Below are 23,655 nucleotides of genomic sequence, written 5' to 3' on the forward strand. Positions count from 1 at the left end.
CCTACGTGGCCTCCGGCAGCGTGCCGCGGGTGATTTCCAGACCGACGCTGGCCGCTTGAGGGACGGCACCGGGCTTGCGGACGGTCATGCGCAGCCAGCGAATCGGGAATTCATGTTGCAAGCAGGCCGCGAGACGCTCCGCGAAGGTTTCCACCAGGGCAAACTGATGCTCGTCGGCGAACTGCTGGATTCGTTGGCAGATCGCGGCATAATCCAGCGTCAAGCGTAAATCATCCGTGGCGGCTGCGGGCCGAATGTCCGTTGCCAGCGATAGATCCAGGCTCAGCGATTGCGTTATCGTGCGTTCCCAGTCGTACACACCGATGACGGTGTCTACGGTGAGTGCTTCGATCAAAATGCGGTCCACAGGCCTTCCCCCAGGGTCAACAAGCGGGCGATTGTACTTGAGGATGACCAGAAACGACAGTAAGGCAGCGGCGTTGGCCGCCAATGCCAGGGTGGGCAGGCCATGATATGGATAGTGATCGGCTACTTGAGCGGCAGTTGGCTGGCGGCAGTGAGCGTGTGCCGCTGGGCAGGTGTCGACGATCCTCGGTTTTGTGGCTCCTACAACCCAGGGTTTTCCAACGTACTGCGCCTGTATGGCCCGCGACTGGCCGCCGCCACGCTGCTGCTGGATGCGCTAAAAGGCGTGCCCGCAGTGCTGGCGGCCAAGTGGCTAACGCTGCCGGTATGGCTCCAGGGAGTCGTGGGGCTCGCCGTGCTGCTGGGGCATAGCTACCCCCTTTGGTATGGCTTTCGCGGGGGAAAGTCGGTGTCCAGTGCGTTTGGCGTGCTGCTGGTGCTGGTGCCCAGCGTGGCGCTGCTGACGGCGCTCGGTTGGACGCTGCTTGCGTGGCGGCTGCGCACTGCCGCAGCGGCATCGCTTGCCTGTGCGCTGCTGGCGCCGCTGCTGTGCCTCTGGCTGGCTCCCGGTTACGTGAGTGTCGTAGGGGGCTTTAGCCTACTGGTGCTGGCTCGACACGGCCTCAATATTCGCCGCTTGCGCCGAGGGGACGAGCCGCACCTGCGTGGGTAGGCGCGGCGATTAATCGGGGGCGTTCAAGGTATCCAACGGCCATCGGGGCGTGGCCTGCATCACGCCGTTGTCATCCCGCTCGCCTGCCGCCAAGCGCTGCGCCCCGACATAGGCAATCATGGCGCCGTTGTCGGTACAAAAACGCCCGCGAGGGTAATAAGCGCGGGCTTGGCGCTTTTGAGTCTCCAACGCTAGCCGTTCACGCAGGCGGGTGTTGGCGCTCACGCCACCTGCCATCACGATGCGCTTTAGGCCGGTTTGATCGAGCGCACGGCGACATTTGATCACCAGCGTATCCACCACGGCCTCTTCAAAGGCCCGTGCAATATCGGCTTTCGACTGTTCATCCAGCTCACCTGCGGCTTCTAGCTGGCGAATCGCCGTTAGCGTATGGGTTTTGAGACCAGAGAAACTGAAGTCCAAGCCCGGACGGTCGGTCATCGGGCGCGGAAAACGAAACCGTTTCGGGTCGCCCTGTTCGGCGAGTTTGGCCACCAGCGGGCCGCCAGGATAGGCAAGGCCAAGCATCTTGGCGGCTTTGTCGAAGGCTTCTCCTGCCGCGTCATCCACCGATTCACCCAGCAGTTGGTAATGCCCTAATCCTTGTACCTCCACCAACTGGGTATGACCGCCCGAGACCAGAAGAGCGACGAACGGGAACTCGGGGGCATCGTCTTCCAGCATGGGGGCCAGCAGGTGGCCCTCCATGTGGTGAACGCCCAGCACCGGTATGTTCAGCGCTTTGGCCATGCCGTGGGCAGTGCTGGCACCCACCATCAGGGCGCCGACGAGGCCCGGTCCGGCAGTGTAAGCGATACCGTCCAGGTCTTGGCGGGTGAGCTGGGCGTCTTTTAGTACTTGCTCGATCAACGGCAGCAACTTGCGGGTGTGATCTCGGGAGGCCAGCTCCGGCACGACGCCGCCGTACTCCGCATGCATGGCGATTTGGCTATACAGCGCATCGGCCAGCAGGCCGCGCCCACCGGTACACGCGGTATCGTAAATGGCGACGCCGGTTTCGTCGCAAGACGTTTCAATGCCCAGTACGCGCATAGCAAAAGAACTCGTATAGGTGGTAAGGCAGAAGCTTGAAACCGTCTAGTTTAGCATTATGGCAGTGAAGGGGCGTAAGCATTTGCAAAGATCGCCAACCACGACTAGACTACTGTGCGCTGTAAAACTGGGTCGTACACCGTCGTGTTCGGTGTGCGTACTATCCGAACTCAAGACTCCTTAAGGTAGGTGAGTGCTTAATGCCTTCTGTAAAAGTACGTGATAACGAGCCGTTTGACGTCGCCCTGCGTCGCTTCAAGCGTTCTTGCGAAAAAGCTGGCGTTCTCTCTGAAGTACGTCGTCGCGAGCACTACGAGAAGCCGACTGCTGAGCGCAAGCGCAAAGCGGCAGCTGCCGTAAAACGTCACGCTAAGAAATTGCAGCGTGAGCGTAAGCGTTTCGAACGGCTCTATTGATCCGTACCTGGGGATAGCCTGCGCTGTTAGCCGGTTATCTCAAGAGGGATGCCAAGCGGCCGCCACTAGGTGGCCGTTTGTTTTTCGTTCTGTGATGTGTGTTTTGCGCGGTTTAAGGTGATCAGGCGCGTTGCCTGATGACGTTAGACCCGCCCATAAGCGCTTCGCGCGAGGATGCCCGCAGTTCATGGCAGGCCAAATTCCACAGCGTTTCATTGACGACCTGCTTGGCCGCGTTGACGTGGTGGAAGTGGTCGGTGAGCGCGTGCAGCTCAAAAAAGCGGGCCGTAACTTCTCCGGTTTGTGTCCTTTCCATCAAGAAAAAACGCCGTCGTTTACGGTGAGTGCCGACAAGCAGTTTTATCACTGTTTTGGCTGTGGCGCTCACGGCAACGCGCTGCGCTTTTTGATGGAGTACGACAAGCTGCCGTTCCCCGAAGCGGTAGAGCAGTTGGCCGGACGCCTAGGGCTCGACGTACCCCGTGAGGGAGCGGATGACCCGCGTGCCCAGCAGCGCGAGAAGAAGCGTAAAGAGGGCGTCAATCTGCTGGAAGTGGCCGCCAGCTTCTATCGTGAACGGCTGAAAATGCAGGAGGGCCAGAGTGCCCAGCGCTATCTGCAGGGTCGCGGTCTATCGCCGGAGGTGATCGACACCTACGGTATCGGTTATGCGCCGGGTGGCTGGGAAGCGCTCAAACAGCACCTGTCGGCAAAAGGTATCGGTGAGCCGGTACAAGTCGAGTACGGGCTGCTGATCCATCGAGAAGATACCGGGCGCACCTATGACCGCTTTCGTGATCGGGTAATGTTTCCCATCCGCGACTTGCGTGGCCGTACGCTAGGCTTTGGTGGCCGAGTCATGGGCGATGAGCAGCCCAAATACCTCAATTCACCGGAAACGCCTGTCTTTCATAAGGGGCGAGAGCTATACGGTTTATACGAGGCGCGCCAGGCGTCCAGCAAACTTGAGCAGCTGGTGATGGTCGAAGGCTATATGGATGTGGTGGCGCTGGCCCAATTCGGCATTCATAACGCCGTCGCTACCTTGGGCACCGCGACCACGGAAGATCACTTGAGCCGCCTGTTTCGTCTGGTGAGCCGAGTGGTGTTCTGCTTCGACGGTGACCGGGCGGGTCGTCAGGCGGCAAGCCGCGCTCTGGAGACCGCTCTGCCGCAAATGATCGACGGTCGTGAGGCGCGTTTTCTATTTCTGCCTGACGGGGACGATCCAGATTCGCTGGTACGGCGAGAGGGGAGCGAGGCGTTTCAAGATCGCGTTACCTGCGCGATGCCGCTGTCGGAGTTCCTCTTCGAGCAGGCCGCCCAAGGGCGCGATTTGAATACGGTGGAAGGGCGCGAGCGCTTTGCCAGTCAGGTGTTGGAGGCGCTAAACAAAGTGCCAGACGGCATGCTGAAATCGCTGCTGCTCGAGTCGCTGGCCAAACGCAGCGGGCTGGCGCAGTCGCAGCTCCAAACACTGTTGGAGAAACGCACGGCTGCCGCTCAGGCGAGCCCCCAATGGGCGCCAGTGGACGAGACAGCGCCTGAGCCCATGCTGGCAGAGCAAGCCTCCTCCCGCCCGGCTGCTCGCGGCCGTCGCCAAGGGACAACGCTGCAAACGCTATCAACGGTGGGCCGGATCGTGCAGCTACTGCTGCATGAGCCGCGTTTGGTAACGGCGCTGCCCGAGACGCTGGATTGGCTGCCAGATAGTAGTGAAGAGGCCCCGCTGTGCCGCGAGTTGATTGCACTACTGCGTGCCGGACGCTATCGCAGTCCACAGGTGGTGCTGGCGCACTTCCAGGGCAGCCATGAAGGGCAGGTATTGGCCGAACTGGCCCAGCGCGAGCTGCTGATTCCCAAAAGCACTCGGGAAGCAGAACTCAGCGGTTTGGTTGAACACTTGATAGAGAAGCAGCGTAAGCGCTCACCCCAGGAAGAGTACGATGCGCTATTGGCGCTGGAGCGCTCGGGGCAGAAGCTGGATAAGGCGCAGCGGCAGCGGTTGGCGAGCCTGATGATGGAGCTGATTCAGCGCACATGACGGCCGTTAGCCAAAGCAATTCGCACTACGGGGTTGAATTACCACGCTTCAGCACCACATACAGGGTTAGTCGCCAGGCGCTGGCCTAACCGAACAACCTAACACACCTGAATGACCGCGCAAATACGTTTCGCTGGAAAAAATCCAGCTATTTACGCTATACTGTTCGGCTTGTTGAGTTTAATCGATTCAGCGCCCCAGGTGTTTCATTCTTCTTCGTCGAGATAGGGTTTCTATGGCTGGAAATGCGCAGCAGCAGTCACGTCTGAAGGAGTTGATCGCGCGCGGCAAGGAACAGGGCTACCTGACCTATGCCGAGGTCAACGACCATCTACCCGAGGATATCGCCGACCCGGATCAAGTGGAAGACATCATTGGCATGATCAACGACATGGGTATCAGTGTCGTTGAAGAAGCGCCAGATGAAGACACTTTGATGATGTCGGATCACTCCACGGACGAGTCCGCTGCGGAAGAGGCCGTTGCGGCACTCGCCGCCGTGGAAAGCGACGTCGGTCGCACCACCGACCCCGTACGCATGTACATGCGTGAAATGGGGACGGTAGAGCTTTTGACCCGTGAAGGCGAAATCGAGATCGCCAAACGGATCGAAGAGGGCACGCGGGAAGTGATGTCCGCACTGGCGTATCTGCCCGGTGCGGTGGCCTCGATCCTCGAAGCCTACGACGCCACCCAGGACGAAGAAGCCCCTGGGCGCCTATCGGATCTGTTTTCTGGCTTTATCGACCCTGACGAAGGTATTCCTGGGGTTGCCGAAGCAGAGGTGCCTGAGCCCGAAGTCGACACCGAGCTGAGCGATGATGACGATATCGACAGCGACGCGGACGACGATGAGGACGACACCACCGCTAGCGAAGGCGGCCCAGATCCTGAAGAGGCCAAGGCTCGCTTCGAACAGATTCGCGAGCAAAATGCGGCGGTGGAAGCCGCGCTGGCCAAACACGGTCGTGGCAGCGCCGAGCTGAAGTTCGAGCAGGAGCGTCTTGCCGAGCTGTTTTCGCCGATCAAGCTGGTGCCGAAACACTTCGAGCGTCTGGTTGGCCAAGTGCGGATCAGTGTCGAACAGGTGCGTGCCCAAGAAAAAGCGGTCATGCAGCTGTGCGTCAAGAAAGCCAAGGTGCCGCGCAAGACGTTTATCAAGTCGTTCCCGGGCCACGAATCGGATCAGACATGGCTGGACGCCTTCCAAGAAGCGCAGCCCAAGTACGCTGACCGCCTAGAGCCGCTGCGTGCCGATATCGCCCGCTCTCAGCGTAAGATTGCCTTCGAAGAGGACATGGTGCAGCTCTCGGTGGCTGACCTCAAAGAAGTGAATCGCAAGCTGTCGATTGGTGAAGCAAAAGCTCGTCGCGCCAAGAAAGAGATGGTCGAGGCGAACTTGCGCTTGGTAATCTCGATTGCCAAGAAGTACACCAACCGTGGCCTGCAGTTCCTCGATCTGATCCAGGAAGGCAACATCGGCTTGATGAAGGCGGTAGACAAGTTCGAATACCGTCGTGGCTACAAGTTCTCGACCTACGCGACGTGGTGGATTCGTCAGGCTATTACTCGCTCGATCGCGGATCAGGCGCGGACCATTCGTATCCCGGTCCACATGATCGAGACGATCAACAAGCTCAACCGCGTCTCCCGTCAGATGCTGCAGGAAATGGGTCGCGAGCCGACACCGGAAGAGCTGGGCGAGCGTCTGGAAATGCCGGAAGACAAAGTGCGTAAGGTGCTCAAGATCGCCAAAGAGCCGATCTCCATGGAGACGCCGATTGGTGATGACGACGATTCGCACCTGGGTGACTTCATCGAAGACGGCACCATGCTGCTGCCGATCGATATGGCCACCGGCGAAGGCTTGATCGAAGCGACTCGCAACGTGCTGGGCGGTTTGACTGCCCGCGAAGCGAAAGTCCTGCGGATGCGTTTCGGTATCGACATGAATACCGACCACACGCTGGAAGAGGTGGGCAAACAGTTCGACGTCACCCGCGAGCGGATTCGTCAGATCGAAGCCAAAGCGCTGCGCAAGCTGCGCCACCCCAGCCGCTCAGAGCCGTTGCGTTCGTTCCTGGACGAGTAAAGCCACGAGTAGTGAAGAGTGAGTGGTGAATAGAGTCGCCACGAAGATCGAAAAGCCCGCCGTTCTCTGAACGGCGGGCTTTTTATGTTATGCCGTTTAAAGCTTAGAGCGTGTAGTAAGTGGCAGAACCTGGACCAACCGGCAGGCCAAGAATAAACACCCAGATAAAGAACAGCACACTCCAACCGATCAGCATGAACAGCGTATAAGGCAGCATGAGCGCCACCAGCGTGCCAATGCCCATGTCGTTACGGTAACGGGTCGCCACCGCGAGAATCAGGCCAAAGTAGCTCATCATCGGTGTAATCAAGTTGGTGACGGAGTCGCCGATCCTATACGCCGCCTGAATGACCTCGGGAGCGTAGCCCATCAGCATCAGCATGGGCACGAAGATGGGGGCAGTGACCGCCCACTGCGCCGAGGCACTGCCCAGCGAGAGGTTGACGAAGGCACACATGAGGATGAACAGCGCAAACAGGCCTGGGCCGCGCAAGCCAAGGGAGTCCAGCAGGTCAGCGCCCGCCACGGCGGTCACGGTGCCGAAGTTGCTCCAGTTGAACAGCGCCACGAACTGAGCGGCAAAGAACACCAGCACGATATAGAGCCCCAGGCTGCTCATGCTTTTGGCCATGGCATCGACGATGTCGCGATCGTTTTGCATGGTGCCCGCGAGTCGGCCATAGACAAAGCCCAGCACGGTGAAGGCAATCGCCACGATGACCACAATACCATGCAGGAAGGGGGAGCCGCTTACTAGCCCTGTCTCTGGATTGCGTAGAATGCCGCTCTCCGGCACGACCATCACGGCGACCAGCGCTATCAGCGCTAGCGTGGCTAGGCCGGTACCCTTCAGCGCCCGTTTTTCGGTCGCGCTCAGGCCCTCCATCCGGTTCTGATCGATATCGCTATCGGCGTAGGCAGAATCGAACTTACCCAGCTTGGGTTCGACGATCCGCTCGGTGACCAAGCCGCCAATCAGTGTGACGAAGAACGTGCTGGCAAACATGAAGAACCAGTTGGCTTCAGCCCCAACGGAGTAGGTAGGGTCGAGCAGGCGTGCAGCCTCCTGGGTGATACCCGAGAGCAGCGGGTCGACTGTACCGATCAGCAGGTTCGCGCTGTAACCACCAGAGACGCCGCAAAACGCCGCTGCCAAGCCCGCTAGCGGGTGACGATCGAGTGAGTGGAAAATCATTGCCGCCAGTGGAATGAGCACGACATAGCCAAGCTCGGCAGCCATGTTCGACATGATGCCCGCAAATACCACGGCATAGGTCACGATGCGGGGAGAGCGGTTGAGCACCAGTGCGCGCATGCTGGCGGAGAGTAAGCCAGAGTGTTCGGCAACGCCTACCCCTAGCATGGCGACTAGTACCGTGCCCAAGGGCGCAAAACTGGTGAAGTTAGTCACCATCTCGGTGACGAGACGGCGCAACCCCTCCGCGTTCAAGAGCGAGTTCACTGCGATCCACTCGCCCTCGTTAGCCGGGCGTGGGTCGGCCACGGAAACACCCAGAGCAGCAGCGATGCCACTAGCCACCACTACTAACACACAGAGAATGGCAAACAGCGTCACCGGGTGCGGGAGTAGATTACCCAGCCACTCGACGCTATCGAGGAAGCGGGTAAATGCGCCGCGCTTCAGGTTTTCTTCACGATTTTGTGGGTTTGTCATAAGGTTTATATCGTTGGTAGGTTATTTTTCAGCAAAAAATGCCTGTTAAGGTGTTACGCGCGACACTACGTTGATGGGGCAGTAGGCGCAAATGGCTTTACGTATAGCGAGATGTAAAAAATGAAACGCCGCTGACTCGGTCAGTCAGCGGCGTTGAGTAACGATAAAGAAGCGAGGGTTAGGGGGTTAGTCGTGCGCGATGCAAGCGTCGTGCTAGAAAGAGAAGCTCGATGGTGGCGAACAGAATCAAACTGTAGCCAAGTAGCTCGATGGCCTCTTCGGCGATATCTTTGAAGTCACGGATATAGTGTTCGGCTAGCACGGCGCGCCAGAATTCTTGGCGACCGTACAGACGAGAAAAGATATAGGTGACCAGAACACCTGCCGTAAACAGGCCAAAAGCGAACGTATTGCTGTAGTAACGAAACTCATCCAGGAATCGCTGACGATGCCGGATGACCCAGGCAAGGCTGGGTAACACGATCAGTGCCACGAGGTACTTCCAGGTGTTTTCGGCGACATAGTGATCCAAAAAGTAGTCCTGCTCGCGCACCAGGGAGGCTGCGATAAACGCTAGTAATAGCAGCGTCACCGTAGGCCATACGTTCAATACTTGGCGGATATAGACCAGCAGCGCACAGCAGCTCGCCAGCACCATCGTTTGCGTGAACTCGGTAAAGCCAAGCTCGGTATAGCGCACGTCTGGCAGGTAAAGCACTTCGAGGTAGCCACCTTGGGCAATACCGCCAATGGCGAGCGTATAGAGCGTGGCACGAAGCAGGGCGGTGCGAAAACTGATCGCCCAGGGGGGAGACGATGACATACCAACATCCTTATCGGGGGGGAAGCGACGGGAGTAAACATTCAGGAATGAATGTTCATTATATCGTCACTTTTCTGTGCTCGCACGTCTAACCTTCTGTCGATGGCTCGACGGGCAGACGATAACGCTGCAAAGTGGGGGTAAGAGAGAAAATGCAAAGCGACGACGTATCAGGTCGCTGTTTATCCCAGTAGGACCGTTGAGGGGCGGGCACCGTTATGGCAATTAGCGTGTTTGATCTGTTTCGGATTGGTATCGGCCCATCCAGTTCGCATACCGTGGGGCCCATGCGGGCAGCCAGGGATTTCGTGATGGCGCTGACTGCGCCGGACATCACTCGTCTCGTCGTCAGGCTGCATGGCTCACTGGCCGCTACCGGGGTGGGGCACGGTACCGATAACGCGGTGGTCATGGGGTTGATGGGGGAAACGCCGGAAGCGATCGACCCGGATACCATCGCCGCACGGCTGACCGCGCTGGATGACGGTACGCCGCTGACGCTGCCTCACGGCCAGTCGCTGACGTTTCAGCGTGCGCGGGATATCGAGTGGGACGACACCTGTTTGCCGTTTCACCCCAACGCTATGGTGCTGGCGGCGTATCATGGCGATACGCTGATCAGCACGAACACCTATTATTCGCTTGGCGGCGGGTTTTACGTGGACCAGGCCTGCGCTGACCGGGGTGGGCTGGATGAGGACAAAACGGCGCTGCCGTATCCGTTCGAATCGGCCAATGAGCTGCTCGCGCTGTGCCAGCGGCACGGCCTGCGAATTAGCGCGCTAATGCTGGAAAACGAGAAGGCTTGGCGTAGTGAAGCCACGATTCGCCAAACGCTATTAACGATTTGGCACGCCATGCGCCAGAGTATCGATAACGGCTTGAAGGCCACTGGGCGGCTTCCGGGTGGTTTGAACGTCCGCCGTCGCGCTCACTCGCTGCACCAGCAACTGCTCACTCCGCCCGACCATCAGCGCCTCATTGTGACCAGCTTTACGGTCATGGATTGGGTCAACCTGTTTGCCCTGGCAGTGAACGAGGAGAACGCCGCTGGTAAACGCATGGTGACCGCGCCCACCAACGGTGCAGCGGGCATCGTGCCCGCCGTCCTTGCCTATTACCTAAAGTTCGAGCCCGACGCCTGCGACGACGATGTCGTGGACTTTCTGTTGGCGGCAGGCGCGATGGGCATTTTGTGCAAAAAGAACGCCTCCATTTCTGGCGCAGAAGTGGGCTGCCAAGGGGAGGTGGGCTCTGCCTGTGCCATGGCCGCCGCGGGCCTCGCCGAAGTGTTGGGCGGTACGCCCAAGCAGGTGGAGAACGCCGCCGAGATTGGCCTGGAGCATAACTTGGGGCTGACCTGTGACCCGGTGGCAGGGCTCGTGCAGGTTCCCTGTATCGAGCGCAATGCGATTGCCTCGGTGAAGGCGATCAACGCCGCGCGCATGGCACTGCACGGCGACGGGGACCACTTCGTCTCATTGGATAAAGTGATTCGCACCATGCGCGATACCGGCCGTGACATGCAGGATAAGTACAAAGAGACCTCGAAAGGCGGCCTCGCAGTCAACGCCATCGAGTGTTAGGTAGCCGGCAGAAGGGTGGTGATACGGGCGACCAAATAGTCCACCAGCTGGCGGATTTTAGGCGATAAATGGCGGTGGCGAGGATACACCGCCCAAACCGCCGTATCGTTGTGCTGAAACGGTTCCAGCACCGATACCAACTCGCCGCTGGCAAGGTAAGGTGCCACGTAGTAATCCGGCAGTTGAGCGAGCCCCAGCCCCTTTAGCGCCGCATCCAGAAGGGCAGGCCCGGAGTTTCCGCTCCAACACCCTTCTACCTTGACTTCCCGACGCTGGCCGTTGACTTCGAAGAGCCAATTAGGGCGAGAGCCGATCAGACAGCGGTGTTGGCTCAGTTCGGAAAGGGTATGCGGTCGGGGAGCCTGACGAAAGTAGGCGCTCGACCCCACCACGTACTCCCGCCGCTCGCAGAGCCGCCGAGCAATCAGGCTAGAGTCTTTGAGGACACCCATGCGGATGGCAATGTCGTACCCCTCCTCGATCAGCTCGACCGGCCGGTTGGTGAAGTGCATATGCACTTCCAACTGGGGGTGCAGGCGCTGAAAGTCATTCACCAGCGGTGCGATGTAGCGCTCGCCGAAGGTCGTGGCCGAGGTGAGTTTCAACAGCCCGTGGGGGCTGGCCTGAAGCTCGCTAATAGCCTGCTCGGCATCTCGCAGCCCATCGAATAGATGGCGGCAGTGCTCCACGTAGAGCGCGCCTGCATCGGTCAGACGAATTTGCCGCGTGGTGCGGTAGAGCAGCTGCACACCCAGCTGGTTTTCGAGTTGGCTCACCAAACGGCTGATGTGCGAGGTTGAGACTTTCAGATGCCGAGCGGCGGCGGAAAAGGTGCCCAGCCTGACGACCTCGACGAAAGCTTCGATACGATCCCAGCGCTGCATGCGTCGCCCTTCAGTGGATGGATTGTTGCTCAGCAGCAATAATCTTGTGAGTGTATCCCGCTTTATCCCTCTCGCCTAGCTGACCTACACTGCTAGTCTCTTTCGCGTATCCATGGAGTGTCTTGCTTATGTCGATGATCTCGTCACGCTGGTCTCGTCGTGCTTTGGTGGCTGCTATCGGCACCGCCTGGGTCGCTGCCGCTCAGGCCGAGGTGCCTGCCCAGCAGCAAGAGCAGGCGCCGGGCTGGTTCCGTATGATGGTGGGCGATGTCGAGGTGACAGCTTTGTACGATGGCCACACCACGCTGGACACGTCGCTGCTGAAAGGCATGGAGCAGGATGAGATCCTGCGCCATCTCAACGCGCTGTTCATCGATGCCGAAAGCGGCATGCAAACCGCCGTGAACGCCTTTTTGCTTCATACCGGTGAGAACTTGGTGCTGGTGGATGCCGGGTCGGCGGCGTGCTTTGGTCCCACTCTGGGCCAAGTCGAGCAGAATTTACGCGCGTCGGGCTATGCACCGGAGCAGGTCGATACGATCTTGATGACCCACCTGCACCCCGACCATGTGTGCGGTTTGGTGGATGAGAACGGTGAGGCGGTCTACCCCAATGCCGAGCTGCGCGCCAGCCAAGGCGACGCTGACTTCTGGTTGGACGAAGAGCGCTCCCAAGCGCTTCCAGAGGAGGAGCGTGCCTTCTTTACCATGGCACAAGAGGCCGTGGCGCCCTATCAAGAGGCTGGCCAGTTCAGCCCCTTTGCACCGGGCGATGAGCTGCTGATGGGTATCGTCGCGCAGGATACGCACGGTCATACGCCGGGCCATGCGAGCTTTATGCTCAACAGTGACGACGACGCCATGTTGGTCTGGGGCGATGTCGTCCACAGCTACGGCGTGCAGTTTGCCGACCCCAGCGTTGCCATCGAGTTCGATTCCGACCCTGAGCAGGCGGTGCGCACCCGTGAAGCCGTGCTAGAGAGTGCGGTCGATGAGAAGCACTGGGTGGCCGGTGCTCACATGCCGTTCCCGGGCATTGGTCATATCGTCGAAGACGAGGAAGGCTACCGCTGGCTGCCCATCGAGTTTGGGCCGGTCTCTGGCGATAGCGAGTAACTCACCCCCCCTTTTTTAGACGAGCACGTCGCCGCGTGCTCGCCCACTGCGAATCCATAGGAGTGACCATGAAATCACGTGCGGCAGTTGCGCTCGAAGCGGGTAAGCCACTCGAGCTGGTGGAGATCGATGTAGAAGGTCCGAAGGCTGGAGAAGTGCTGGTCAAAATGGCCGCCACCAGCGTGTGCCACACCGATGCCTATACGCTCTCCGGCGCTGACCCAGAAGGTAACTTCCCAGCGGTACTCGGCCATGAAGGCGCGGGTGTCGTTCAAGAAGTGGGGGAAGGCGTTACCAGCGTAAAGCCGGGTGACCACGTCATCCCGCTCTACACCGCCGAGTGTGGCAAGTGTAAATTCTGCCTCTCGGGTAAAACCAACCTGTGTGGCAGCGTACGTGCCACACAGGGTAAAGGCGTCATGCCAGACGGCACGTCGCGCTTCTCGCTAGACGGCAAGATGCTGCATCACTACATGGGCACCTCGACGTTCAGCGAGTACACGGTGCTGCCGGAGGTGTCGCTGGCGGTGGTGTCCAAAGAAGCACCCATGGACAAAATCTGTCTGCTGGGCTGCGGCGTGACCACCGGTATCGGTGCCGTCTTGAACACCGCCAAAGTAGAGCCGGGGTCGACCATTGCCGTGTTTGGGTTGGGCGCCATTGGGTTGGCGGTCATTCAGGGCGCAGTGATGGCTAAAGCGTCCAAGATCATCGCGATCGACGTCAATCCGGATAAATTCGCCCTGGCCAAGCAGTTTGGCGCGACGGACTTCGTCAACCCGAAAGATTACAGCGACCCGATCCAGCAGGTTATCGTCGATATGACCGATGGCGGCGTCGACTACTCCTTCGAGTGTATCGGTAACGTCAACGTCATGCGCTCGGCGCTAGAGTGCTGCCACAAGGGCTGGGGGGAATCGATCATCATCGGCGTAGCAGGCGCTGGCGAAGAGATCTCCACACGTCCGTTCCAGCTAGTTACTGGCCGCGTGTGGAAAGGCTCCGCCTTTGGCGGCGTGAAGGGCCGCAGCGAGCTGCCGGGCTACGTGGAGCGCTACATGAACGGCGAGCTCAACATCGACGACTTCATTACCCACGATATGCCGTTCGAGAAGATCAACGAAGCCTTCGACCTGCTGCACGCGGGCAAGAGCATTCGTACCGTGCTGCATTACTGAGTATCATCGAGCTTAAGAAACCGGGTAAACGAACGCGGTAGGGGAGACCCGCCGCGTTTTCATCTTCTAAGGAGCCTGCCCCATGAGCATGAGTGAAACTTTAGAACTGGTGTCGGCCAACCGCAGCTGCGGTGGCTGGCACAAGCGCTACCGCCACTACTCCCGGGCGCTGGACTGCGACATGGTGTTCGCCGTGTACCTGCCGCCGCAAGCGGAAAACGAGCGCGTGCCGCTGCTGTGGTGGCTATCGGGCCTGACCTGCAACGACGAAAACTTCATGCAGAAGGCCGGCGCGCACCGAATTGCCGCCGAATTAGGCGTGGCGATTGTCTGTCCGGATACCAGCCCGCGTGGCACCGATCTCCCCGGCGAGCACGATAGTTACGATCTCGGCTCTGGGGCGGGCTTCTACGTGAATGCCACCCAGGCGCCGTGGAAGTCGCACTACCGTATGTACGACTACGTGATCGAAGAACTGCCCTCGGTCGTGCGCCAGCATTTTCCCGTCAACGGGCGCGAATCGATCAGCGGCCACTCCATGGGCGGTCACGGCGCGCTCATTCTTGCCCTGCGCCATCCGGGCCGGTTCCGCTCGGTCTCCGCCTTTGCGCCTATCGTGAACCCGATGAATTGCCCTTGGGGCCAAAAAGCCTTTACCAGCTACTTGGGCGACGACCAGTCGCGCTGGCGCCAGTACGATGCCTGCGAGTTAGTGGCCAACGGGGCGTCCCGCCAGCGTCTGTTCATCGACCAGGGCGAAGCGGATCAGTTCTTGGAAGAGCAGCTCATGCCGGAGCGCCTGGAAGCCGTGTGTGACGAGCACGACCATCCGCTGACGCTGCGTCGCCAGCCGGGGTACGATCATAGCTACTTCTTCATCGCCTCGTTCATCGAGGATCATTTGCGCTATCATGCGGAACACCTCATGAAACGCTAAGGATTCCGAGATGCTCAATCGCGCGCTGCGCCGCTTTCTTCGTCTGTTATGGCGTCTTCTCTGGCGTGGTGCGCTTGGCTTCGTGGTGCTCTCCGTTGCCCTGGTGCTGCTATTTCGCTTCGTGCCCCCGCCTGGCTCCATGGTGATGGTCGAGCGTAAAGTGCAGAGCTGGATCAACAGCGAGCCCATCGATATTCAGCGCCAGTGGCGTGGTTGGGAGCAGTTGTCCAGCAATGCCAAGCTGGCGGTGATCTCCGCCGAGGATCAGCGTTTTCCCCAGCATCGCGGGTTCGATTTCGTCGAGATGCGTCGTGCCTGGGAAGCGAGCCGAGACGGCGAGCGGCTGCGTGGCGCCAGTACCTTGAGCCAGCAAACCGCTAAAAACGTGTTCTTGTGGAGTGGACGTAGCTGGATACGCAAAGGGCTGGAGGCGTGGTTCACGCTGCTGATCGAAACGCTATGGGGTAAACAGCGGATCTTAGAGGTCTACCTCAACGTCGCCGAGTGGGATACCGGCGTGTTCGGTCTGGAGGCGGCCGCCAGCCACTACTTCGGTGCCTCAGGCAGTGCGCTGACCGAACGTCAGGCGAGCCTGTTGGCTGCCATTCTACCGAGTCCGCGCACCCGCAGTGCCTCCCGTCCCGACGCCCAGGTCGAGCGTCGCAGTCAGTGGATTCGTCAGCAGATGCGCAACCTGGGCGGCACTGCCTACCTCGAACGGTTATAGCGCCGCGCTACTCGTATCTTTCTAGCGCCACGGTGGGGAGCTCGCCCACTTGAGGGCGGGCAAAATAGTACCCCTGCTGCACCGAAATACCCAGTGCCAGAAGGCAGCGAGACTCTTCTCGGGTCTCGACGCCTTCGGCCACAAGTTGCGTTCCCAAGGTACGAGCCAGTGACACCATGCTTTTGAGGATGGCCTGACGGCGCACGTTGCTGTCGCAATCCATGACCAATTCTCGGTCGATTTTGAGCGTATCGGGGCGAAGATCGGTCAATAAATCCAGGTTAGCGTAGCCGTTGCCAAAGTCGTCCAGCGATGTGGTGAAGCCCATTCGCCGGTAGCAGTCGATGATCGAACGCATGTGCGCGCGGTCGACCACGCGCTCGGTCTCGGTAATTTCAAAATTGAGTCTTTCGGCTGGCCAGCCCACGCGGTGTGATGTTTCGAGCGTGGACTGAATGCAGGCTTCTGGTTCGTACACGGCATTCGGTAGAAAGTTGATCGACAGCCGCGCGTTCATGCCCAGCTCGCTGGCCAATTCGATCGCCTTGACGCGGCAGGCTTGATCGAAGCGATACATGAGTTCATCGGTCACTTGATCCAGGATCGAAAACGCCGATTCACCGTTCACGCCGCGAACCAGTGCTTCGTAGTACACCACTTGTCGCTGAGCGACATCGACGATGGGTTGAAAGGCCATCGTAAAGGCGAAGGGAACCGGCGTATCGCACCGGTTGCAGACGCCGTTGACCCTGGCGCAGTGAGGTTGTGCAGTCATTTTTCCAAGCCCTGGAAGATTCGTCTTTTTTCGTATTGGTTATGTCGTCGAGGGGCGCACGACCATGACCACGCCCATAATGGCGATGACCATGCCTGCCAAGCCAAGCAGCGGCAAACGCTCATCGAATAGCCACCACGCCTGTAGCGCAGTGACCGGTGGCACGAGATAAAAGAGACTCGCCACGCGGGAAGCCTCCCCCTTCTTTATCAAGGCCATCAGTAGCAGGATAGCGGCAATCGACAGAATCAGCACGAGCCAACCAAGCGTCAGTATGAACGTCGTGCTCCACTCCACCTCGCGGCTTTCGAACAGCAGGGCACCTACCCCCAGCAGTGCGCCCGCCGCCATGTACTGGATGACCGCGCCCGATAGCAGCGGCATGCTGGTGCAGTAACGCTTTTGGTACAGCGTGCCCAGCGAAATACCCATCAGGGCGGCCATCACGCTCACCAGCGCCCCAACCCCGAACCCGCTAAAAAGCGTACTGCCGAGTTCCAGCTTGCTACCCAGTACCAAACTGATGCCGAGTAAGCCCAAGAGCAGACCACACCACTGTCGTTTGGTCAGCCGCTCGCCTAGCAACGGTCCCGCGCAGGCCGCCGTGAGCAGTGGCTGTAGGCCAACCAGTAGGGCGGCCAAGCCGGCGGGCATGCCTAAATAAATGCCGTAAAACACGCCGCCCAGATAGGTGCCGTGGACCAGCAAACCCGATACCGCAATATGTTTCCATAACGTAGGTGATGAAGGCCAGGCAATGCGCATCAGCCACGTCAATGGCAGCAACAGCAGCAGTGTGAGCACGAAACGGATGAACAAAAAGGTGAAAGGTTCGGCGTAGGGCAGGCCAAACTTCGCGCCGATAAAGCCGGTGCTCCAGAGCAGAACGAAAAGCCCTGGCATGGCGGCCAGCCCAAGGGAGGCGGCGTCTTTCTCTCCTAACATTTTGAAATTAATAGACATAGTGCTCCTGGGATAGCATGATTCATGGGGTAGATAACTTACGCTTTGTTCTTTTTGTTACTGAGTTTTACATAAAAGATTGAACCAGCGCCCAAACGACGCGTCACACTGGGCACATTCATAACGCGCCAATGAGGTTTCTTACCATGCAACGTATGACTGCTTTGTTCTCTGCTGCACTTCTCGCCACGGGTCTGATGGCGGGCACCGCTCACGCCCAACAAGCTGAAGGTCAAGCGCAAGATCCAATGGCCACTCAGCAAGCCCCGGCTCAGGATTTTTCTGATCAGCAGCTACAGCAGTTCGCCGATGCTTCTCAAGAAATCGCCGTGATCTCACAAGAGTACACACAGCGTCTGCAGGAAGCAGAAGACGAAACCGCACAGCAGGAAGTTCGCGCTGAAGCCAATGACCGCATGATCGAAGTCGTCGAGGACAGCGGCTTGGATGTCGATACCTTCAACGCCATCGGTCAATCCATCCAGCAAGATCCGGAAATGATGCAGCGCGTTCAAGAAATGGCGAGCCAGTCGTAAACGCCATGAGTTGAATGTTTCATCCAAGGCTATGCGGATAGTGCCAGATTTTCCTTAACGTGCGAAGTATCCGCCACACCGCAAGTCGACCAAAGCCCAGCGCTCGTGCGCTGGGCTTTTTCGTGTCGGGCCGTCCGTCCCGCTCTTTCGTTTCACCTTCAAAGGGTTGTCCATGGCGAGTGTTCACGACAAACTTAGCCCTTGACGACACCACTCTCGTCAAAGCACCGCCCGTTCAATAGAGTCAGCGCCCAGCAGGAGAGCGTATGGACGTCGAGTTATTAGAAATACGCCAACACATGGGGCAATTTCCCCCGTTTGATGGTTTGTCGGATGAGCTGCTGGACGCCATTGCTGAGCAGGTAGAAGTCAGCTATTTCAAAACGGATAGCGATATTCTGACGCTGAACGATACGCTGAATGAGCTTTGCTACATTCGCAGCGGTGCGGTTGAGGTGTATCGCCGCCAGGGCGAGCTCTATAACCGCCTAGGTGAGGGCGATATCTTTGGCCACTTCAGCCTGTTGCGTAACCACAAGGTGCGTTTTCCCGCCAAGGCTATCGAAGACACGCTGATTTACTTTATCCCCGACGCAGTGTTTCAACGTCTATGCGAAGAGGATGACGACTTCGCCGATTTCGTCGAGCTAGAGCGTCCACGGCTAGAGACCGCCGCCGAGCAGCAGAAGAAGTCGAACGACATGATGGTGACCCGCATTCGCAAACTGGTCACTCGCTACCCGGTGATGGTCGAATCCACCACCAGCGTACAGCAGGCAGCTCGACAGATTATCGACGCCCAAGCGTCTGCGGTGCTGGTCATCAATGAGGGGAGCGATAACCCCCGCTATAGCTTCCAGGATAGCGAGGGCAAAACTTGGCAGATGTGCGGCATTCTCACTGACAGCGACTTTCGCACGCGCGTCGTGGCCGAAGGTCTATCGCCCACGACCCCCATCGGAGAGGTGATTTCGGAACGACTCATTACCATCCAGTCCGATGCCTCGGTCTATGAAGCGATGCTGACCATGCTGCGTAGCAACGTTCATCACCTGCCCGTGCTGTATCGCCAGCGCCCGGTAGGCGTGGTGCACCTATCGGATATCATTCGCTACGAAACCCATAGCGGCCTTTATCTGGTGAGCAATATCTTCAACCAGTCCAGCGCCCAGGGGCTGGCCAAGCTGGCACCGGACGTTCGAGCGGCATTCGTACGCATGGTGCAGGAGGGTGCGAACTCGCAAATGGTGGGCAGCGCGCTCTCTACCATCGGCCGCAGCTTCACCCGTCGACTGCTAGAGCTGGCCGAAGATACCCTCGGGCCGCCGCCGGTGCCGTACTGCTACATGGTCAATGGCTCCATGGCGCGTAATGAGCAGAGCATCGTCACCGACCAGGATAATGCGCTGATTCTTTCTGACGACTTCGTCCCCGAAGAGCATGACGAGTACTTCCATGCCTTAGCGGCGTTTGTGAGCGATGGTCTGGCCGCCTGTGGCTACACCTACTGTAAGGGCGACGTGATGGCGACCAACCGCCAGTGGCGTCAGCCGCTGGCGGTATGGAAGCGCTATTTTCAGGACTGGATGGCGAACCCAACCCCCGAGAAACTGCTGCACAGCTCAATCTTTTTCGATCTGGATAGCATCTATGGGGAAGATTTGTTCGTCGAAACGCTCCAGGATTTGATTGCCCAAACCGCTCCCAAGTCGCCGCTGTTCCTGGCGGCCATGGCGCGCAATGCGCTCAATCGAACCCCACCCCTCGGCTTTTTCCGCACCTTCGTGATGGAGAAAGATGGCAAGCACAATAACTCCATCAATCTCAAGCGGCGCGGTACGGCACCGATGGTGGATTTGATTCGCGTGCATGCACTGGCCTGCGGTTCCAAAGCGCAAAACTCCTTCCAGCGTCTGGACGACATCAGCAAAACCCAGCTGCTGGCGACGGGTGTCAGCGACAAGCTGAACTATGCGTTCGAGTTTTTGTGCATGTCGCGGATACGCCATCAAATGATCGACCTGCAGGAAGAGCGCGAGCCGGATAACAACATCGAGCCCGAGAACGTGGAAGATAGCGAACGCCATACCCTGAAAGACGCGTTTCAGGTGTTGAGCAATGCCCAGAAGTTTTTGAAGTTCCGCTACCCCGTTCCCACCCAACGGCAGGGGCGCTGATATGCACGGCATACGACCGCGCCAAAAAGTCACCCAGGCCGACTGGCAGAGCTATATGGCCGCCCGGGCCGAGCGGGCCCAAGACGAGATGTTGAAGCGTTTTTTCCACACGCCCATACCCCACCCGGATACCCCCTTGTCGGAAGTGCCCATGGTGGCGCTGGACATGGAAACCACTGGGCTCGACGAGCGCCGCCATGCGATTGTCAGTATTGGCGTCGTACCATTTACGTTGGGGCGTATTCCCATGGCCCAACGCCGTTACTGGGTCGTGAAGCCATCCCGGCCGCTGGACGAGACGTCGATTGCTTATCACCACATCACGCACTCGGAGATCGCCGATGCGCCAGACCTTGATGACGTGTTGGATGAACTGTTGACGGTGCTGGCAGGGCGTATCGTGGTGGTTCACTTTCGAAACATCGAACGCCCCTTTCTCGATGCGGCAGTGAAGGCGCGCCGGGGCGAAGGGGTGCTGTTTCCAATGATCGATACCATGTCGCTGGAAGCGCGACTGCATCGTCAAACTCTGTGGGCTCGTTTCCGCCGTTGGTTAGGTCGGCCGCCGGTATCGATTCGCCTCAACGCCAGTCGTGAGCGCTACGGTTTGCCTGCCTATCAAGGGCACCATGCGCTGGTCGACGCGCTGGCCACCGCGGAGCTTTTGCAGGCGCAAATCGCCAATCGCTATACGCCAGACACGCCCTTAAAAGCGCTGTGGTGTTAACGCTTGAATCTCTCCACCCTGATAGGCAAACGGGCAGCCCATGGGCTGCCCGTTTGCGTCTTACCTAGGTAAAGCAGATCGTTAGACCGCTTTGGGCTCGCTCATCAAGCCTTTGATGATGGCGTAACACGCCACCAGCAGAATGATGGTGAACGGGAACCCGGTAGAGACGGCCATGGTCTGCAGTGCGGTCAAACCACCGCCCAGCAGCAGCGCAATGGCAATCGCACCTTCGATGATCGCCCAGAACACGCGCTGCGGTTTCGGGGCATCCACCTTGCCGCCTGCGGTGATGGAGTCGATCACCAGCGACCCGGAATCCGACGAGGTCACAAAGAAGACGATGACCAGCACGATGGCAATGAACGAGGTGATCTGCGAGAGCGGCAGTTGCTCCAGCATGATAAACAGCTGCAGATCCACGCCCGCATCGCGCACGGCTTCTATGCCTTGGCTGACGTACTGGTCGATGGCGGTGCCACCGAACGTCGTCATCCACAGAACCGAAACGACCGACGGTACGATCAGTACGGAGATCAGGAATTCACGAACGGTACGGCCACGGGATACCCGCGCGATGAACATACCGACGTACGGAGACCAGGAGATCCACCACGCCCAGTAGAAGGCTGTCCAGCCTTGGCTGAAGTTCGCGTCTTCACGGCCAAACGGGTTCGATAGCGCCGGCAGGTGAACCACGTAGTTCACCAAGTTCTCGAAGAAGCCAGTGGCAATCAGCAGCGTGGGGCCGACACCGATCACGAAGAACAGCAGCGCGGCGGCCATGGCAATGTTGATTTTCGATAGCAGCTGTACGCCTTTATCGACCCCGGCCACGATCGAGCAGATCGCGATCATGGTGATGCCGATGATCAACAGAATCATCGTGATGTCGCTTTCCGGCGCGCCAAACAGGTAGGTCAAACCGGCAGCGGCTTGGGTGGCGCCCAAGCCCAGCGACGTGGCCAGACCAAACAGCGTGGCAAAGACCGCCAGGATATCGATCAAGTGCCCCGGCCAGCCCCACACGCGCTCACCCAGCAGCGGGTAGAACACCGAGCGCATGGAGAGCGGCAAGCCTTTGTTGAACGAGAATAGCGCCAGTGACAGCGCTACGACGGCATAAATCGCCCACGGGTGCAGACCCCAGTGGAAGATCGTCGCCGCCATGCCGAGTGCCGCCGCACCCGCCGTATCGCCTTCAGCGCCAGCCAACGGTGCCCAATCGCCACCGTCGAGTGAGGTGCCAAAGTGCGTCAGCGGTTCGTTGACGCCAAAGAACATCAGCCCGATGCCCATACCGGCCGCAAACAGCATCGAGAACCAGCCGGTGTAGGTAAAGTCCGGTTTGGCATCTGCCCCGCCAATTCGGATTTTACCCAGGGGCGATACGATCAAACCCAGGCAGAGGATGACGAAGATATTGGCGGCCAGAATGAAGAACCAGGCCAGGTTGCCGGTCAAAAAGCCAAAGATGGCATCATAAACCGGTGCAATCATGTCTTGCAGAGCAAGAGTCAGTACCACAAACAGCAGCACGATGAGCGCAGAAATGGTGAATACCTTGCCGTGCAGGTCAAGGTTGAAGCCCATTGCACTCGTCGTGATGTTGTCTTGACCGATCACGTAATCGGTATCGATCAGGTTGGCCGGACCATCAGGGGCGGGGATGCCTTCTGATACCGGCTCATCAGCGGGACGCTTAGAGTCAGGATTATCCACGGGAGCCTCTCCATGTCGGACAGAAACCGCTAAACGCACGTTGGTGGACCAGCGGTTTCCCTCTGGTCATCCATGGGTGCGGTAGCAGGCGTGCATTACATCAGTAACAGTAGCAAACGTTGCTTAATCTTTATTCAACGCGCGGGCACATTACCACGAAAAAGCGACATAACTATAACGACAACAGAGGGCCGTAGCCCCCTGTCATTAAACGCTTGTGAGAGGGCGTTAGCTATTGAGCCACTGCTCGACCACGTCTTGGTTCTCTTCTACCCACTGTTTGGCATTGTCGTAGGGGTCGCTGCCTTCTTCCTGGTTCATCAGCATGACTTCGCCCATCTGCTCGGGCGTCCACTCGAAGGCATCCAGGATGGCATACGCGTCGGGCATGTCCTCTTCCAGGCCGCTACGAACCACGGTATGGATCTGCTCGGCACCGCCGTAGACGTTTTCCGGGTCTTCGAGGTATTTCAGATCGAAACGAGCAAACATCCAGTGCGGAGTCCAGCCGGTGACGACCACGTCCTCTTCGTTTTGGATGGCGCTGGCCAGGGCCGCTGTCATGGTGGCGCCGCTGCCGCTGCGCAGGTCCAGCCCAAGGTCATAGGTATCCACAACCTCTTCGGTGAGTGCCATTAGGCCTGCACCAGGGTCAATACCGATGATCTCGCCGTTGAAGCTGTCGGCGTTGTCGTTCAGATCGGCAATGGAGTCCACATCGGTGTACTCAGGTACGACCAAGCCGAGTTTGGTGCCATCCAGGTTGGGGCCCAGGTCTTCGGTATTGCCACCGACGCGCTCCATGTAGTCCGCGTGGGTGGTGGGCAGCCAAGCGGCCACGATGGCATCGGCATCGCCCGTGGAGAGCGCTTGGAACATTGCTGCCGCGGACAGAGACGTCAGCTCCACTTCGAAGCCTGCTTGCTCGAGTACCGCCGCCATGACGTTGGTGGAGGCGACTTCAGACGACCACTCCACGTAGGCCAGGTTGATCGTGCCCTGGTCCTGTGCGTGGGCCAGGCTGCCAGCGGCGAGGCCAGTACCGGCGACCAGGGCCATAGAGGCGAGGCGGATGCGGTGATTCAACGTATGCGTTTTCATTCACTTGCTCCCTGTTGATGGGCAGTGGCACTCACCACTGCGGTATGAAGAGGTCTTTCTTGTCTTAACCTAAGTGATCGGTTGA

Annotated in this window: 21 protein-coding genes; 12 read left to right on the forward strand and 9 right to left on the reverse strand. The window is 58.8% G+C overall.

Annotated features, from left to right (window positions below; translation table 11 throughout):
• Position 1 precedes the first annotated feature (1 nt).
• Positions 2 to 367: a dihydroneopterin aldolase gene (folB, locus tag NH398_RS08140; protein ID WP_253017758.1), complete on the reverse strand. Its 366-nt coding sequence runs from the start codon at positions 365 to 367 to the stop codon at positions 2 to 4.
• Between the two features lie 102 nt (positions 368 to 469).
• Between folB and NH398_RS08145 the strand changes: the two genes are divergently transcribed.
• Positions 470 to 1,039, forward strand: a complete 570-nt coding sequence (locus NH398_RS08145) for a glycerol-3-phosphate acyltransferase (RefSeq protein WP_159342992.1) — start codon at positions 470 to 472, stop codon at positions 1,037 to 1,039.
• A 9-nt stretch (positions 1,040 to 1,048) separates the two neighbouring features.
• On the opposite strand, the gene tsaD is transcribed toward NH398_RS08145, so the two are convergent.
• Positions 1,049 to 2,092 (reverse strand): tRNA (adenosine(37)-N6)-threonylcarbamoyltransferase complex transferase subunit TsaD, encoded by a 1,044-nt coding sequence (gene tsaD / locus NH398_RS08150; protein WP_253017759.1) that lies wholly within the window; start codon positions 2,090 to 2,092, stop codon positions 1,049 to 1,051.
• A 200-nt stretch (positions 2,093 to 2,292) separates the two neighbouring features.
• Between tsaD and rpsU the strand changes: the two genes are divergently transcribed.
• From rpsU to rpoD, 3 genes are all read left to right on the forward strand, one after another.
• Positions 2,293 to 2,508: a 30S ribosomal protein S21 gene (rpsU, locus tag NH398_RS08155; protein ID WP_016416934.1), complete on the forward strand. Its 216-nt coding sequence runs from the start codon at positions 2,293 to 2,295 to the stop codon at positions 2,506 to 2,508.
• A gap of 187 nt (positions 2,509 to 2,695) precedes the next feature.
• On the forward strand, positions 2,696 to 4,552 hold the full coding sequence (gene dnaG / locus NH398_RS08160) for a DNA primase (RefSeq protein WP_253017760.1): 1,857 nt from the start codon (positions 2,696 to 2,698) through the stop codon (positions 4,550 to 4,552).
• Between the two features lie 235 nt (positions 4,553 to 4,787).
• Positions 4,788 to 6,644 carry an RNA polymerase sigma factor RpoD gene (gene rpoD / locus NH398_RS08165; protein ID WP_159342989.1) on the forward strand — a complete coding sequence of 619 codons (1,857 nt, stop codon included), beginning with the start codon at positions 4,788 to 4,790 and terminating at the stop codon, positions 6,642 to 6,644.
• A 103-nt stretch (positions 6,645 to 6,747) separates the two neighbouring features.
• Here rpoD and NH398_RS08170 read toward each other — a convergent pair whose 3' ends face one another.
• Together NH398_RS08170 and NH398_RS08175 are read right to left on the reverse strand one after the other, a co-directional pair.
• On the reverse strand, positions 6,748 to 8,319 hold the full coding sequence (locus NH398_RS08170) for an AbgT family transporter (RefSeq protein WP_253017761.1): 1,572 nt from the start codon (positions 8,317 to 8,319) through the stop codon (positions 6,748 to 6,750).
• 178 nt (positions 8,320 to 8,497) lie between these two features.
• Entirely contained in the window at positions 8,498 to 9,142 is a 645-nt protein-coding gene (locus tag NH398_RS08175; protein WP_253017762.1) for a hypothetical protein, read from the reverse strand.
• 218 nt (positions 9,143 to 9,360) lie between these two features.
• On the opposite strand from NH398_RS08175, the gene NH398_RS08180 reads away from it, so the two are divergent.
• Entirely contained in the window at positions 9,361 to 10,728 is a 1,368-nt protein-coding gene (locus NH398_RS08180; protein ID WP_253017763.1) for an L-serine ammonia-lyase, read from the forward strand.
• Here NH398_RS08180 and NH398_RS08185 read toward each other — a convergent pair.
• Positions 10,725 to 11,612 (reverse strand): LysR family transcriptional regulator, encoded by an 888-nt coding sequence (locus tag NH398_RS08185; protein ID WP_253017764.1) that lies wholly within the window; start codon positions 11,610 to 11,612, stop codon positions 10,725 to 10,727. The two genes, NH398_RS08180 and NH398_RS08185, sit on opposite strands and share 4 nt — an antisense overlap.
• 128 nt (positions 11,613 to 11,740) lie before the next feature.
• Between NH398_RS08185 and NH398_RS08190 the strand changes: the two genes are divergently transcribed.
• From NH398_RS08190 to mtgA, 4 genes are all read left to right on the forward strand, one after another.
• Complete coding sequence (locus NH398_RS08190) at positions 11,741 to 12,727, forward strand: MBL fold metallo-hydrolase (protein ID WP_253017766.1); 987 nt, start codon at positions 11,741 to 11,743, stop codon at positions 12,725 to 12,727.
• Between the two features lie 68 nt (positions 12,728 to 12,795).
• Complete coding sequence (locus NH398_RS08195) at positions 12,796 to 13,905, forward strand: S-(hydroxymethyl)glutathione dehydrogenase/class III alcohol dehydrogenase (RefSeq protein ID WP_159342983.1); 1,110 nt, start codon at positions 12,796 to 12,798, stop codon at positions 13,903 to 13,905.
• 82 nt (positions 13,906 to 13,987) lie between these two features.
• Positions 13,988 to 14,842 carry an S-formylglutathione hydrolase gene (gene fghA / locus NH398_RS08200; protein ID WP_159342982.1) on the forward strand — a complete coding sequence of 285 codons (855 nt, stop codon included), beginning with the start codon at positions 13,988 to 13,990 and terminating at the stop codon, positions 14,840 to 14,842.
• 10 nt (positions 14,843 to 14,852) lie between these two features.
• The gene (gene mtgA / locus NH398_RS08205; protein WP_159342981.1) at positions 14,853 to 15,569 is read left to right on the forward strand and encodes a monofunctional biosynthetic peptidoglycan transglycosylase; all 717 of its coding nucleotides are present in this window, start codon (positions 14,853 to 14,855) and stop codon (positions 15,567 to 15,569) included.
• Between the two features lie 7 nt (positions 15,570 to 15,576).
• Here the strand turns inward: mtgA and NH398_RS08210 are convergent, their stop codons facing one another.
• Both NH398_RS08210 and NH398_RS08215 read right to left on the reverse strand, forming a co-directional pair.
• The gene (locus NH398_RS08210; RefSeq protein ID WP_159343809.1) at positions 15,577 to 16,266 is read right to left on the reverse strand and encodes an EAL domain-containing protein; all 690 of its coding nucleotides are present in this window, start codon (positions 16,264 to 16,266) and stop codon (positions 15,577 to 15,579) included.
• 117 nt (positions 16,267 to 16,383) lie between these two features.
• Positions 16,384 to 17,307 (reverse strand): DMT family transporter, encoded by a 924-nt coding sequence (locus NH398_RS08215; protein ID WP_253017767.1) that lies wholly within the window; start codon positions 17,305 to 17,307, stop codon positions 16,384 to 16,386.
• A 146-nt stretch (positions 17,308 to 17,453) separates the two neighbouring features.
• On the opposite strand from NH398_RS08215, the gene NH398_RS08220 reads away from it, so the two are divergent.
• From NH398_RS08220 to NH398_RS08230, 3 genes are all read left to right on the forward strand, one after another.
• Complete coding sequence (locus NH398_RS08220) at positions 17,454 to 17,843, forward strand: DUF4168 domain-containing protein (RefSeq protein ID WP_159342979.1); 390 nt, start codon at positions 17,454 to 17,456, stop codon at positions 17,841 to 17,843.
• A gap of 266 nt (positions 17,844 to 18,109) precedes the next feature.
• Positions 18,110 to 20,020: a DUF294 nucleotidyltransferase-like domain-containing protein gene (locus NH398_RS08225; RefSeq protein ID WP_253017769.1), complete on the forward strand. Its 1,911-nt coding sequence runs from the start codon at positions 18,110 to 18,112 to the stop codon at positions 20,018 to 20,020.
• A 1-nt stretch (position 20,021) separates the two neighbouring features.
• Positions 20,022 to 20,747 (forward strand): 3'-5' exonuclease, encoded by a 726-nt coding sequence (locus tag NH398_RS08230; RefSeq protein ID WP_253017771.1) that lies wholly within the window; start codon positions 20,022 to 20,024, stop codon positions 20,745 to 20,747.
• 81 nt (positions 20,748 to 20,828) lie between these two features.
• Here NH398_RS08230 and NH398_RS08235 read toward each other — a convergent pair whose 3' ends face one another.
• Positions 20,829 to 22,469 carry a BCCT family transporter gene (locus NH398_RS08235; protein ID WP_159342976.1) on the reverse strand — a complete coding sequence of 547 codons (1,641 nt, stop codon included), beginning with the start codon at positions 22,467 to 22,469 and terminating at the stop codon, positions 20,829 to 20,831.
• Positions 22,470 to 22,697: 228 nt separating this feature from the next.
• On the reverse strand, positions 22,698 to 23,570 hold the full coding sequence (locus NH398_RS08240; RefSeq protein WP_159342973.1) for a glycine betaine ABC transporter substrate-binding protein: 873 nt from the start codon (positions 23,568 to 23,570) through the stop codon (positions 22,698 to 22,700).
• Positions 23,571 to 23,655: the final 85 nt, after the last annotated feature.

The sequence above is a fragment of the Halomonas sp. CnH100-B genome (assembly GCF_024124605.1).
Classification (GTDB): domain Bacteria; phylum Pseudomonadota; class Gammaproteobacteria; order Pseudomonadales; family Halomonadaceae; genus Vreelandella.

Bases quoted from the DNA above. Each gene is read 5' to 3' on its own strand.
- NH398_RS08145 (WP_159342992.1), top strand. From the start codon at position 470: ATGATATGGATAGTGATCGGCTACTTGAGCGGCAGTTGGCTGGCGGCA.
- tsaD (WP_253017759.1), bottom strand. From the start codon at position 2,092: ATGCGCGTACTGGGCATTGAAACGTCTTGCGACGAAACCGGCGTCGCC.
- rpsU (WP_016416934.1), top strand. From the start codon at position 2,293: ATGCCTTCTGTAAAAGTACGTGATAACGAGCCGTTTGACGTCGCCCTG.
- dnaG (WP_253017760.1), top strand. From the start codon at position 2,696: ATGGCAGGCCAAATTCCACAGCGTTTCATTGACGACCTGCTTGGCCGC.
- rpoD (WP_159342989.1), top strand. From the start codon at position 4,788: ATGGCTGGAAATGCGCAGCAGCAGTCACGTCTGAAGGAGTTGATCGCG.
- NH398_RS08170 (WP_253017761.1), bottom strand. From the start codon at position 8,319: ATGACAAACCCACAAAATCGTGAAGAAAACCTGAAGCGCGGCGCATTT.
- NH398_RS08175 (WP_253017762.1), bottom strand. From the start codon at position 9,142: ATGTCATCGTCTCCCCCCTGGGCGATCAGTTTTCGCACCGCCCTGCTT.
- NH398_RS08180 (WP_253017763.1), top strand. From the start codon at position 9,361: ATGGCAATTAGCGTGTTTGATCTGTTTCGGATTGGTATCGGCCCATCC.
- NH398_RS08185 (WP_253017764.1), bottom strand. From the start codon at position 11,612: ATGCAGCGCTGGGATCGTATCGAAGCTTTCGTCGAGGTCGTCAGGCTG.
- NH398_RS08190 (WP_253017766.1), top strand. From the start codon at position 11,741: ATGTCGATGATCTCGTCACGCTGGTCTCGTCGTGCTTTGGTGGCTGCT.
- NH398_RS08195 (WP_159342983.1), top strand. From the start codon at position 12,796: ATGAAATCACGTGCGGCAGTTGCGCTCGAAGCGGGTAAGCCACTCGAG.
- fghA (WP_159342982.1), top strand. From the start codon at position 13,988: ATGAGCATGAGTGAAACTTTAGAACTGGTGTCGGCCAACCGCAGCTGC.
- mtgA (WP_159342981.1), top strand. From the start codon at position 14,853: ATGCTCAATCGCGCGCTGCGCCGCTTTCTTCGTCTGTTATGGCGTCTT.
- NH398_RS08210 (WP_159343809.1), bottom strand. From the start codon at position 16,266: ATGGCCTTTCAACCCATCGTCGATGTCGCTCAGCGACAAGTGGTGTAC.
- NH398_RS08215 (WP_253017767.1), bottom strand. From the start codon at position 17,307: ATGTCTATTAATTTCAAAATGTTAGGAGAGAAAGACGCCGCCTCCCTT.
- NH398_RS08220 (WP_159342979.1), top strand. From the start codon at position 17,454: ATGCAACGTATGACTGCTTTGTTCTCTGCTGCACTTCTCGCCACGGGT.
- NH398_RS08225 (WP_253017769.1), top strand. From the start codon at position 18,110: ATGGACGTCGAGTTATTAGAAATACGCCAACACATGGGGCAATTTCCC.
- NH398_RS08230 (WP_253017771.1), top strand. From the start codon at position 20,022: ATGCACGGCATACGACCGCGCCAAAAAGTCACCCAGGCCGACTGGCAG.
- NH398_RS08240 (WP_159342973.1), bottom strand. From the start codon at position 23,570: ATGAAAACGCATACGTTGAATCACCGCATCCGCCTCGCCTCTATGGCC.